Source organism: Sunxiuqinia dokdonensis (assembly GCF_001270965.1).
Taxonomy (GTDB): Bacteria; Bacteroidota; Bacteroidia; order Bacteroidales; family Prolixibacteraceae; genus Sunxiuqinia; species Sunxiuqinia dokdonensis.
Genome location: NZ_LGIA01000159.1, coordinates 53,981 through 66,901, shown reverse-complemented (window position 1 = coordinate 66,901; position 12,921 = coordinate 53,981). Strand labels below are relative to the sequence as shown.

The window sequence follows — 12,921 nt, the reverse complement described above, 5'->3', positions numbered from 1 at the left end:
CGACCTGTCCGTTACTTTTTCGTTCTGCTCCCAATCACCGGTATCTGGCAGTTGGACCAATAGCTTAAACAGCAAGTGGGAAGAAGATTCCTTCCGGGCGAAATAGGCAAACATGAACAGCACATCCCATAACCGGCCACCCTGATCCTGATAGCCTTCCATTCCTATGGGTACTTCAACATATTTGTCCCAAACTGAGCGGGTCAGGTAAACCGGATGACGAATCCCAGCTTCCTTGGAAATCTTTTGATCAACTTGAATCAGAAAACCATCATCAACGGCTTGTTTGGTGGAGTAAACTGAAATCGGTTTTAAACTCTTGAAATCATTCATAATAGATCGCCGCTTGCCCTGCGGACTTATAATGGCATCTGGCACGCCGTTAAACTTAAATTTTTGGCGTACCACAATTGAGCTGTCCCGGATCAGGTCAACGGGGTGCATGTCAGGTTTTCCGTGCGGATAGCATGTGCGATATGAAAAGGAAAAGCTGAACGCATCCGAAGGAAACGAGCCACGAAAAGCGAGTTCCCCTTTACCGTTCCGGGAAGCGAGATAACTTTGACAGGAATTTGAGTGAAAATTAAGACAATCTTTTTCTTCGCTAGCAAATGGCGTTTGCACGCCGCTGATAACAGACTGATTCACTACAGGCAACCTTCGAAGGAAGAACCCAAAATTTCTGGTTCTGCGGAAGCAAAAAAAAAGCCAGAAAAAAAACAGCCTCAATTGTCGAAGGTTAAAGCAATTGTCAGTCAATTATTTTTTTATTTTGTAGCGTTTAATATTGACCTAACTCATATCTAAATCGAACACATGAAGAATCTTTTAAAGCCAATTAAATCAATTTCTTGGGGCGCGATGTGCCTATTGGTTTTGTTTTCATGCCAGCAGAAAAAATCAAACGATGCCAAGTCAGCCCACGTGATCATTTACGGAGGTACATCGGCCGCAGTGACTGCTGCGGTTGAAGTTGTCCAGTCGGGCAAAACCGTGCTGGTCATTTCGCCAGATAGGCATTTGGGCGGACTATCTTCTGGGGGACTTGGCTTCACCGACACCGGCGATAAATCAACCATTGGCGGTCTTTCGCGCGAATTTTATCACCGGGTTTGGCAACATTATAATGATTCGTCAGCCTGGGAGTGGGAAAAGCATTCGGAATACGGGAATAAAGGACAGGGTACAGTTGCCATGGACGGCGAGAACCGCACCATGTGGATTTTTGAGCCACATGTGGCCGAACAGGTTTTCGAAGATTTCATTTCAGAAAACAAAATATCCGTTTTACGAGATGAGTGGCTTGACCGCGAAAATGGCGTAACGGTTGAAGATGGGAAAATCGTTTCCATTAAAACCCTTTCGGGCAAAGTGTTCAAGGGAAAGGTATTCATTGATGCCACTTATGAAGGCGACCTGATGGAAGCCGCCGGGGTAAGTTTCCACGTTGGCCGCGAAGCTTGTTCTATTTATAATGAGGAGTGGAATGGTGTTCAGACTGAAGTCTTTCATCACGGACATCACTTTAAGTCCAAAATTGATCCGTATGTTATGCCGGGCGATTCGGCAAGCGGCCTGCTTTTCGGCATTTCTTCGGAAAAACCTGGTGAAAATTGCAGCGGCGATAACAAACTGCAAGCTTACTGTTTTCGCCTGTGCATGAGCAACCATCCCGACAACCGAGTGCCGTTTCCGAAGCCGGACAATTATGACCCTAAAAATTACGAATTGCTGGCTCGTGTTTTTGATACCGGTTGGCGGGAGTGGTTCAACAAGTTTGACATGATCCCCAACCGGAAAACCGACACCAATAACCACGGCCCTTTCAGCAGCGATTTCATTGGGATGAACTACGATTACCCGGAAGCTTCGTACGAGCGTAGGAAAGAGATCATCAAAGAACATGAAGATTATCAAAAAGGGCTGTTTTATTTTGTGGCGAACGATGAACGTGTCCCTGCAGAAATCCGTAGCGAAATGCAAAACTGGGGATTAGCTAAAGATGAATTTGCTGACAACGGTAACTGGCCACACCAGCTATACATTCGGGAGGCCCGCCGCATGATCGGAGAATATGTGATCACCGAAAAAGATGTGCTGGGAAAACGTGTAGTTCCCTCTCCTGTCGGAATGGGCTCCTACACGATGGACTCGCACAATGTGCAGCGTTATGTAACCGATGAAGGTTTTGTCCAAAACGAAGGCGACATTGGTGTGCATCCGCACCATCCATATCAAATTTCGTATGGTTCTATCGTCCCAAAAGAAGAAGAATGCACCAATTTGCTGGTAGCTGCAGCAGTTTCATCTAGCCATATTGCTTACGGCTCGATCCGAATGGAACCAGTATTTATGATTTTAGGCCAATCGGCTGCTGCGGCTGCTGTCATGGCAATCGAAAAGAACCTCGCTGTTCAACAAGTGCCGTACAATGAGTTGGAGAGCATCCTTCTCAGCAAAGGACAAAAGCTGAGGCTTGAGCAAAAATAGTTGATCGAAAGATCGCCTCAACCTAACGAAGTAAAACGCGGGAGGAAATGAACGACCTCCCGCGTTTCGAATGGAACTGATATCTTTTTTATTAATTTAGTCCGTGTTAACTTCTTACAATAAAACTGACTACTCCTTATGATCACTTTTTTCGTATCCATCCTGATTTTGTTGCTTGGCTATTTTTTCTATTCCAAGATAATCGAACGAATTGCGGGGATTGATCCCAATCGGGAAACACCAGCCTACTCCATGACAGACGGCGTAGATTACATGCCGTTGCCATGGTGGCGCATTTTTCTAATCCAATTTTTGAATATCGCCGGATTGGGGCCCATCTTTGGTGCGGTTGCCGGTGCCATGTGGGGACCGGTTGCCTTTATTTGGATTGTTTTGGGTTCCGTGTTTGCAGGTGCCGTACATGATTATTTCTCCGGAATGCTTTCCATAAAACACAAGGGGTTGAGCATTACCGAAATTGTGGGCATTTATATGGGCGTGGGCACCAAACAATTCATGCGAGGCTTTACAGTGTTGTTAATGGTCATCGTCGGAGCCGTCTTCATTATGGGACCGGCAAAAATTCTTTCGGGCCTGACCCCGGATTTTGCTTCCACAACCTTCTGGGTGTGGATCGTCTTCGCTTATTACCTGTTGGCAACCATGCTGCCCATCGATAAAGTGATCGGTCGAATCTATCCTGTTTTTGGCTTTGCCTTGTTGTTTATGGCTGTTGGCCTGATCATTGCCCTTTTCGTGAAAGGCTATCACATTCCTGAGCTGAACCTGTCCAACATGAAAAACTTCCATGTAAACACTGAGGACTTTCCCATCTTCCCGATGTTGTTTATAACCATTGCCTGTGGAGCAATTTCCGGTTTTCATGCCACCCAATCGCCGTTAATGGCTCGGTGTCTGACCAATGAGAAATACGGGCGAAGAGTATTTTCCGGAGCGATGATCACGGAAGGCGTCGTTGCCCTGATTTGGGCAGCTATCAGCATGAGCTTTTTCGGAGGAATCCACGAACTCAATGAAATGATGACAGCAAATAGTGGAAATGCAGCATTTATTGTGAATGAAATTTCGAACTCCTTACTGGGAACCTTTGGCGGATTCCTAGCTTTACTTGGAGTTGTGGCGGCTCCAATTACTTCGGGGGATACCGCCTTCAGAAGCGCACGTTTGATCGTTGCCGATTTCATGAAATTCAAACAAGGGCCGATTAAAAACCGCCTGCTTATTAGTATTCCGCTGTTTCTTATTGGCTTTTTACTGACACAGATCGACTTCAGCATCATTTGGCGCTATTTTGCCTGGGCCAATCAAACCCTGGCAATGGTGGTTTTATGGACCACCACCGTCTACTTGGCACAAGAACGAAAATTCTACTGGGTGACCTTAATGCCAGCGGTTTTTATGACCGCGGTAATTGTCACTTACCTGTTTTTTGCCCCGGAAGGGTTCTCGCTATCAGAAGAAATTTCTTATACCATCGGAATAGCAACTGCTGTTCTGGCTTTTGTTGCCTTCTTTTTCTACCGGAAAAATTATTTTACCAAGGAATTGGTTCGACTTTCGGTACGAGACTAAAAAGGCTTTAATACTAGTTGATCAATTCATTGAAATCTTTCCTAAAGCTCGATCAGTGTTGGGGGAAGATTACTTTCTTCAAATCGAACTTGAGATTGGGGTGCTTGCTTTGCCGAACGAAAGGCAAGCTGAAACCCCAGATCATCCATCATTCGGTTCAATACTAGTATTGGCCCTCGCAATGCTGGATCTTTCTCCATCTACATCTTTGGCTAGGCGGAAAACAGCCAGCTTGTCGGTGTGTATCCTGATCTCCTCGGCTAGTTGTTGCAGTTTCTCGTCTTCAACCCGTACGAGATAAAAGTTTACGTTGCCTGATCTTCTCCTGATCACGATAAGACTCACAGGATGATAGCAAGCGGTCCCAATGATCTTAATAGTTACCCTGAATATACACATCGGATACATCTTCGTAATTTAATGTTTGAAGAATCAGTTGGCTTAGCAATGGAGCAATCAAAATGTGTTCACTACACTTTTCCAGGTCATGAAGGGTTATAGAGGTTTTCTGCTTTGCAACTATCATACTTGGAATTAACTACCCGTCTTAAATTGTGGAAAGTCCTTGATTGTTGCTTTGTAGAGGCTGTACCATTGTAATTCCATGTCTTCAACCATTCCGTAATACTCGGATTGAAAAGCAACTAAAAACATTCGGGTAAAAATATTTAAGAAAAGGCTTTGAGTTAATAAAAAAAATTAGAAACTTGCATTCGGTAAATAAAAATAATTCTAATTGAGATTCAGGTGGAGATATTTTTGAAAGACATAGAAGATGTTAATAATGAGAACCGACAATATGCTCAAAAGAGAAAGATTGTCGGGTTGCTCAATAAATCGGAGAAACCGCTAACCATTCCTGGGATCTGTAAAAAGGTGAAGTTGAGCGTTCCTACAGGCACAAAGCTCATTAATGAGTTAATTGACGATAAGGTCATTGTTGAGTCTGGGAAAAAAGAAACGAACAATGGACGACGCCCTTCCCTGTACAAAGTTGATTCGAATTTTGCGTATTGTATCGGTGTTGTAGTTCTACTGAAAGGGATTTCATTTTCCGTATATAACTTAGATATGCACGAGGTTTTCAAGTTTCAAGATGATGATTTTGTTCTTGAGAACACCCCTGGTTGTTTGGATCGTGTCGTCGCTTTTATTCAGAAGGCAATTTCTACGTCGGGTATCAATCCCGGCCGGGTTTTAGGAATGGGAATGGGAATCACTGGACGAGTGAATTCAAAGACAGGATATTCGCATAATTATTTCAATTTTTTGGAAGAGTCGTTAATCGATTTTTTTTCCGCGAAATTTTCGTTCCCGGTATATGTTGACAATGATACACACGTGTTGGGTTTGGCGGAGCAGTATTTTGGCAAAGCAAAGGATATAAAGAACGCATTTGTATTGAATTTGAGCCGTGGGATGGGCTTAGCTATAATAGCAAATGGAGAATTGATAGTCGGAGAAAACGGCTTTTCCGGTGAGTTTGGGCACATCCAGTTTGCGGAGTCAGATAGGCTTTGTTTGTGTGGGAAGCGAGGTTGCCTTGGAACTGAAGTATCAGGGTATGCTTTGGAACAAAATTTTCAGCAACAAGTTGAAGCGGGCGAAACATCTTTGTTGCTTACTAGTCGTGAATCATGCCAGATTAAATATGTCGATATTTTAAAAGCTGCTGCGAATGGAGATTCGCTCTCTATTTCGCTAACCCATAACTTAGGTTTTAAACTGGGAAAGGCTTTGGGAAATATGATCAATCTACTTAATCCCGGAGTAATCATTATTGGAGGAGAATTTGTATCAGCAAAAGACATTCTAATAGACTCAATAAAGTCGGGGATGACCCACACCGGACTGCAATTACCTCTTCGTTCGTGTGAGTTAATTTTTTCCTCAATCGGAGCGGACGCTGCATCAAAAGGAGCCGCAGCGATTGTCCTCCGGTCTTTGCAACTCATATAACGTAACTAAAAATACTAACAACTAAACTAAAATGATATGAAATAATGAAAATGAGATGAAAAATAAAAAATGCCTGCCACAAGGCTTGGGGGCACAAGGACAGGCAAAAGTAAATTAGTACACGACAAATTTACTTCAAATCTAAAATTCAACTATTCAGTTTGTAACGAGTTCCCAATTCGCTTCAAGCTTGTACTGAACTACTGCATTTTATTGGAAGACTTTGAGATATCGCTTCAATTGATATTCGTTTCATCAGTCTTTCAACATCATGCTTCTTGTAAAGATATGGCAGATATCTTAAAAATTTACTTAAAAAGTCAAATCATTTTTTAACTGTCAATTAATGTTAATCCACATGATGAAAAAAAAATCTAACCTATTAGGTTATGCACTTGCTCTGTTTTTTCTATTGTTTATGCAATATGCTTCGGCCCAAGTTATCATTAGGGGGACTGTGTCAGAGGGAAATGGAGATCCATTGGTTGGAGCTTCCGTTACAATTAAAGGAGAATTGAGAGGAACAACCACCGATGTTGAGGGAAACTATACTCTATCGGCGGCTGATAATGAATCAATTCTGATTTTTTCGTTTATTGGTTACGAAACCAAAGAGGAGCCAATAGCCAACCGTACGCGAATCAACGTAGTTCTTTCTGAAAAAAATGAAGGACTCGATGAGATCGTGGTTGTCGGTTACGGGACTCAAAAGCGACAGACTATCACAGGTTCTGTTTCACAAATTTCGGGAGATGAGCTCTTGAAAAAGCCGGTTGGAAATATCAATAATATGCTGGGCGGTTTGATTTCTGGAGTTGTTTCGTTGCAACAATCAGGCCAGCCAGGGTCGGATGGTGCCAGTATCATTATACGGGGGACTGGGGCCAAATATATAGTCGATGGTATTGAGCGTAGTATTTCAGAGATTGATCCAAATGAGATTGCTTCTGTTTCCGTCTTGAAGGATGCTTCTTCAGCTTCGGTTTATGGATTGGATGCCAATGCAGTCGTTATAGTCACCACAAAGCGCGGGGATACTGGTCCTTCTAGGATTTCATTCTCAGGATCTTATGGTGTCAGTTCAAATGCCGCCATGCTGGATATGCTGGACGGCCCTGAATATGCTTATTGGTACAATAAAGCTCGTGAGATGGATGGGGATGCTCCTGTGTTTTCGTCTACTCATGTTGAAAAAATACTTAACGATGATCCAACTGATGGCTGGGGAAATACCGATTGGTATGAGGAAACGTTCGGACTGGGAAGAACGATGAATGTGAACGTGAATGCCACAGGTGGTACCGATAAAATCAAATACTTTGTATCATTAGGGAATTACAAACAAAAAGGTAATGTTGAGGGATTCGATTATGATCGTTTGAACCTGCGATCTAATATCGACGCCGTTATCGCTGAAAGCCTGGACTTGACTTTTGATATTTCCGGGAGAATCGAAGATCGTAAACGTCCGGGATATTCGGCATCACCGGGAGACTGGAATAACATTCCTCAGCAAGCGATGAGAGCACACCCATATGTGCCAATGGAGAGGGATGGGGTACCTGTTTCGACAAGAACAGCAAGCTCCTATGTTAATCCATTGGCTGCTTCTGACTTGACAGGCTATAGCAAGGTTAAAAGTAATATTGTTCAAACGAATTTGGCTTTAAAGTATCGAGTGCCTTTCGTCGAGGGACTTAGCCTTAAATTTATGTCGGGATATGATGTTTCCTACCAAACCTCTAAAGCTTTCTCAACTCCTTATTACACTTACGTGGCTACGGCTCCTACAGGAACGACCGGAGATATTGGATACTCCTACACGTATGACGCCCGTGGAACGACCTCAAGTCTCGTAGAAGGATTGTCGCATTATTCACGTCTAACGACCAACTCAAGCATTTCATATGAGAATCAGTTCGGAGAACATAGTCTTTCTATGCTTGCCTTGATGGAAACAGTTAACCGTGATGGTAATTTGTTTGGGGCTTATGGCTATGGGTTCGATATTTTGGAACTCGATGAATTGAATTATGCTACAATGGACGATAAAACGAAGGTTTCAGGGAGCAGTTCGGAACAAAGGCAAGCTGGTTATTTAGGCCGGGTAACCTATAATTATGCTCAGAAGTATCTGGCCGAGTTTTCCTTACGGTATGATGGTAGTTATGTTTTTGGAGGAATGGTGAAAGGTAAGCGTTGGAGTCCATTTCCAGCAGGTTCTTTGGGATGGCGTGTTTCAGAAGAAGGGTGGTTCAAAGACCGATTTAGCTACGTTGATAATCTGAAGTTGAGGGCGAGTCTTGGTTTGACAGGGACGACGGAGATTAGTCCGTATTACTACCTAAATACCTTATCGTTTTTGAATGATCCGGCCGTCATCCTGGGCGGAACATCGCAAAGTGGGTTGATTACGTCCAAGCCAGCGAATATCAACTTGACCTGGGCCAAGGCGCTTCAATATAATCTTGGATTTGATGCGATGTTGTGGCAGGGCAAACTGGGCGTCGAGTTTGATATATTCTACAAATACATCTATGATATGTTGAGTTCAGCCAGCGCAACTTATCCTGATTCATACGGAGGTTATGTCTACGGCTATGAGAATAATAACAAACAAGATCACAAAGGTTTCGAGTTTTCGCTAACCCATAGGAATCAGGTAGGTGATTTCCGTTATAGCATTGGGTTGAATGGAACTTATACGGAGCGTCGGTGGCTGCGTTTTGGTGACTCCGAAAACACACCTGACTGGCTAAAACTTACAGGCAAGGAAGTCGGATCACAAATTGGTTTTATTGCTCTCGGCTTATTTCAAAGTCAGGAAGAGATTGATAACTCACCTACGATCGTTGGTAAGGCAGTACGCGTTGGTGACATAAAGTACATGGACCGCAACGGAGACGGCGTGATTTCTTATGAGCAGGATCGTGGTTATATTGGAAAATCAGCCTATCCGAAATTTGTTGGTGGACTTACCTTAAATGGAGCTTGGAAAGGAATTGATTTGTCAGCGTTGATTCAGGGCGGATTAGGCCGAGAGGTTGCATTAACTGGGGTTTATAGTAATGGAGTCATGGATAACACTTCGATGACGAAACCATTTTATCATGGAGGAAACTCTCCAAAGTACCTCGTTGAAAATTCTTGGAGAGAAGATAACCCTGACGGTGAGTTTCCTAGGCTGGCACTTGTTACCGCAAGTTCAAACAATGCTTACTCTTCAAGTTTCTGGTATCGTAATGGCGATTACCTGAGGCTAAAAAGCCTGCAATTAGGTTACACTTTTCCCCAACGATGGACTCAAGGTATTGGAATGGATAATCTTCGGGTTTATGCCGAAGGCCAGAATCTTTTCACAATTAGTCAACTCTCCAAATACAATATCGACCCGGAACAACCTGGAGTATCGAACGGCTACTATCCGCAACAACGCGTTGTTTCCATGGGTCTTAAACTGATATTTTAAAAATAAACAATTGTTGTTATGAATAAAATATTAAAACTAGTCTTATTGCTCGGGATTGTCAGTTTAATCGGCTGTGATGATTTACTCGAAACAACACCGACAGATAGAATCTCCGATAAAGTTGTATGGGAAAGTGCAGAAAATGTAGCCCTGTACATCAACGGTTTTTACCCTTATATCGATCGTTATGGAAATTTTGGGAATTCTCAATTTAGTGGGAGTTTAACCGAAGGTTTGACAGAAACGCTAAAATACGGGTCATATGTACCCGGATCAAAAGCGGGAGATGCCAATAATTATGTATTTACTCCGGAAGTGATGTCTTCTACAGGTAACCTGTTAAATACCTGGGGCACTACTTATGAACGGATACGGAGGGTCAATGAATTCCTGGTTGGACTGGAAACTTATTCCAAACTGGATGAAGAGGCGAATAAGCTTTTTGAAGGGCAGGCGCGCTTCTTCCGTGCTTTCCTCTATTTCCAATTAGCCAAACGGCACGGGGGAGTTATTCTGTATACCGATATGAACTTGGAGAAAAACAAAGACCGTTCTTCAGCCGAAGAGACTTGGAACTTGATAGCAGATGATTTGGATTTTGCCGCCGAAACCTTACCGGTTGTTTGGTCTGGAGATAATGCCGGAAGAGTGACCAAGGGAGCAGCTTTAGCCATGAAATCCCGCGCAATGCTCTATGCTGAACGCTGGCAAGCTGCTAAAGATGCGGCTGACGCCGTTTTAGAACTAGACACCTACGCTCTGGTTGACAATTACCAGGATGCCTGGAAAGGTGGCAACTCTGAATCCTTGTTGGAATACAATTACCTGATCACAGGGCCGAATCATACCTTTGATAAAGATTACTCAACATTTGGCGAAATTGAAAATCAGGGAGGTAGCGGTGTGCCAACTCAGGAAATGGTGGAATCATACGAGAGCAAGGATGGAACAGTCGTTGACTGGAGTCCCTGGCATGTTGAGGGCGGCACCACAGCAACTCCTCCATACGATCAACTGGACCCCCGTTTTCACGCGACAGTGATTTACAACGGCTCAGAGTGGATGGGAAAGACCATGGAAAACAGTGTTGACGGAACCAATGGAAAATACATGGGATACCGGGAAGACACCTACACAAAGGGCCGCACGGTTACAGGATATTACCTTCGAAAGTTCAGAGATGAGGAGCATACCGATCTTGTAACTTATTTAAGTACGCAAACTTGGGTTGAAATTCGCCTGGCGGAAGTTTATCTCAATCGTGCAGAAGCAAATTATCGTTTGGGGAATAGCGGACCAGCGCTTGCGGACATCAATGCAGTACGTACACGTGCCGGAGTCGGATTACCAGCACTTAGCGGAATCACAGGAGATGAATTGTTTGCCGCCATTCGTAAGGAACGCAAGATTGAATTGGCTTACGAAGGTCACTTGTACTGGGATATGCGTCGGTGGAAGCTCGCTGATGACGAGTACAATAACTATCGCGTACACGGCCTGAAAATTTCGAAGGATCCTGCCGGGTATTTGTACGAATATGTTGACTGCGATTTGCAGGATCGTAAGTTTTTGAATAAGACCTACGTATTTCCAATTCCCTACAGTGAGTTGGCAAATAACTCGGCGATCGAACAGTATGATGAATGGAAATAAAACATAGAATTATGAGAAATAATAAGTTTATAGCGATCATGTTGGTTCTGCTCACATTCTTGGGCGGTTGCCACGAACCAGATGAATTATTGCCTTCTGTTTCAAGGGATGGTATAAACAGCATTACGGCTACTTTTGAAGACGGTACAGGACAATTTACGGGCTATTTGTCAGAAGACATCGATGAGATTGTTATCCCAATTCCTTATTTCTTTCCAGAGAGTAGTGATAACCAAGTAACGGAAGAAATGCTGAAACGGATGCGTGTAACGGCCAATTTGGACGATAATGTTGTGGTAAGTCCGGCGCTATTATACCTGGACTTGACTCAGGAAAATATGATCACGATTACGGATCAGGTGAAGGCGCAAAGGCAGATCATTGTAAAAGGCGAAATTCGTAAAAGCTCAGAAAGCCTGATTAAAGACTTTTCACTTCCATCGCTGGGCCTTTCTGGGGTAATCAATGAAGCAGCCAAAACGATTTCATTGGTTGCGATTGGTGATTTGGAACCTGCTCTGGGCAATGTGGCGCTATCGTATCATGCAACAATTTCACCTGATCCGAGAACAACAGAATTGGACTACAACAGCGATGTGGAGCTAACAGTAACTGCGCATGATGGTGTTACGCAAAATGTGTACACTGTGAAAAAGGAAGTACCAGAGAAATTGGCTTATGGTATTCGCTCCGGAAGTGCTAAATTGATGTTTGCCAAAAAACTCAAAGCTGACCTCGGCATCACAGTCGATCACCTAACCGGTGGAATGGCAGCTGCTGGCGATTATGTTGTATTGAATACACGAAACGCCAGCAGCGTGTACATTGATGCCAAAACGGGCGAAAAGCTAGGCGAAATTGACTTGGGCGCTATCACCGGGTCATTGACCAACTTTTATAGTACTGCAGATGCTGATGGTAATGTTTTGATTTGCAATCTGGCTCCAAACGCAGGGGCATTCAAAATTTGGAAACTGACATCTTTGACTTCTACACCGGAGTTGATGATTGAATGGGATGGAGGCGTGCCCATCGGCCGCAAATTCTCTATTCAGGGAAGTATTGCCGGTGACGCAATCATCACTGCACCGATACTTGCTGCCGGACAACAGATTGCTCGCTGGACTGTCGTTGGAGGTGCCTTGAGCTCTCAAACACCTGAAATTGTTGCCATGAGTGGTTTGACAAAAGGATGGACCACCAATGTTGATGTGGTTTCGACTTCAAGTACGGATTTAACCGCAGATTATTTTGTGGCTTCATACTCCGACAATACTTTTGCTTGGGTCGATGGCTCAAGCAATACGGTTAGCAAGTCACTTGAGCCGATCAGCGCAAACTATATTCAGAATGCTGTGGATTATACCATGTTCAATAATGCGGGCTATGCGGTACTCAACTGGGTAAATAGCTTCTCCTGGGGATCAGCTGATGCCGTTTGGCTGTTGGATGTAAGCAACGATGCCAACTTCTCAGGCAATTTGGAAACAGGAACTTGCGATGCTGTTGTTTGGGAAGCTGAACGCAATGTCTACGGCGGTAAGTCAATTGATCCACCGGTAGTAAATGCTAATGGGACAGGCGATGTTGCATTGCGTGTATCGGAAGATGGTTATTACATGTACCTCTATTTCATGTTTACCAATGGTTATGTGGTAGGATACCAATTTGACTGCATTGATATGTGATTTTATTAATCAGATACTGGCACCATAAAAGTGGTGCCAGTATCTATATTCTCAATATTTATGAATAGT

General features: G+C 43.6%; 7 protein-coding genes. 6 read left to right on the top strand and 1 reads right to left on the bottom strand.

Annotation, left to right across the window (positions count from 1 at the left end; translation table 11 throughout):
• Positions 1-444, bottom strand: a 444-nt coding sequence (locus tag NC99_RS12040; RefSeq protein ID WP_204374979.1) for a DUF6573 family protein, incomplete at its 3' end; no start/stop codon positions are given.
• A gap of 372 nt (positions 445-816) precedes the next feature.
• Between NC99_RS12040 and NC99_RS12030 the strand changes: the two genes are divergently transcribed.
• The 6 genes from NC99_RS12030 (at position 817) to NC99_RS12000 (ending at position 12,852) form a co-directional block, all read left to right on the top strand.
• Positions 817-2,490 carry an FAD-dependent oxidoreductase gene (locus NC99_RS12030; RefSeq protein WP_053183984.1) on the top strand — a complete coding sequence of 558 codons (1,674 nt, stop codon included), beginning with the start codon at positions 817-819 and terminating at the stop codon, positions 2,488-2,490.
• A 138-nt stretch (positions 2,491-2,628) separates the two neighbouring features.
• A complete protein-coding gene (locus tag NC99_RS12025) occupies positions 2,629-4,083 on the top strand; it encodes a carbon starvation CstA family protein (RefSeq protein WP_053183982.1) in 1,455 nt (484 codons plus the stop codon).
• A 747-nt stretch (positions 4,084-4,830) separates the two neighbouring features.
• Positions 4,831-6,042 (top strand): ROK family protein, encoded by a 1,212-nt coding sequence (locus NC99_RS12015; protein ID WP_239684450.1) that lies wholly within the window; start codon positions 4,831-4,833, stop codon positions 6,040-6,042.
• Positions 6,043-6,400: 358 nt separating this feature from the next.
• Positions 6,401-9,511, top strand: a complete 3,111-nt coding sequence (locus tag NC99_RS12010; RefSeq protein WP_239684449.1) for a SusC/RagA family TonB-linked outer membrane protein — start codon at positions 6,401-6,403, stop codon at positions 9,509-9,511.
• Positions 9,512-9,529: 18 nt separating this feature from the next.
• Positions 9,530-11,164 carry a RagB/SusD family nutrient uptake outer membrane protein gene (locus NC99_RS12005; RefSeq protein WP_053183976.1) on the top strand — a complete coding sequence of 545 codons (1,635 nt, stop codon included), beginning with the start codon at positions 9,530-9,532 and terminating at the stop codon, positions 11,162-11,164.
• Positions 11,155-12,852: a DUF5018 domain-containing protein gene (locus tag NC99_RS12000; RefSeq protein WP_053183975.1), complete on the top strand. Its 1,698-nt coding sequence runs from the start codon at positions 11,155-11,157 to the stop codon at positions 12,850-12,852. The genes NC99_RS12005 and NC99_RS12000 overlap by 10 nt, the downstream gene beginning before the upstream one ends.
• Positions 12,853-12,921 lie beyond the last annotated feature (69 nt).

What these genes read in the sequence shown, in the direction of transcription:
- NC99_RS12030 (WP_053183984.1), top strand. Translation starts at nt 817, where the DNA reads ATGAAGAATCTTTTAAAGCCAATTAAATCAATTTCTTGGGGCGCGATG.
- NC99_RS12025 (WP_053183982.1), top strand. Translation starts at nt 2,629, where the DNA reads ATGATCACTTTTTTCGTATCCATCCTGATTTTGTTGCTTGGCTATTTT.
- NC99_RS12005 (WP_053183976.1), top strand. Translation starts at nt 9,530, where the DNA reads ATGAATAAAATATTAAAACTAGTCTTATTGCTCGGGATTGTCAGTTTA.
- NC99_RS12000 (WP_053183975.1), top strand. Translation starts at nt 11,155, where the DNA reads ATGGAAATAAAACATAGAATTATGAGAAATAATAAGTTTATAGCGATC.
- NC99_RS12010 (WP_239684449.1), top strand. Translation starts at nt 6,401, where the DNA reads ATGATGAAAAAAAAATCTAACCTATTAGGTTATGCACTTGCTCTGTTT.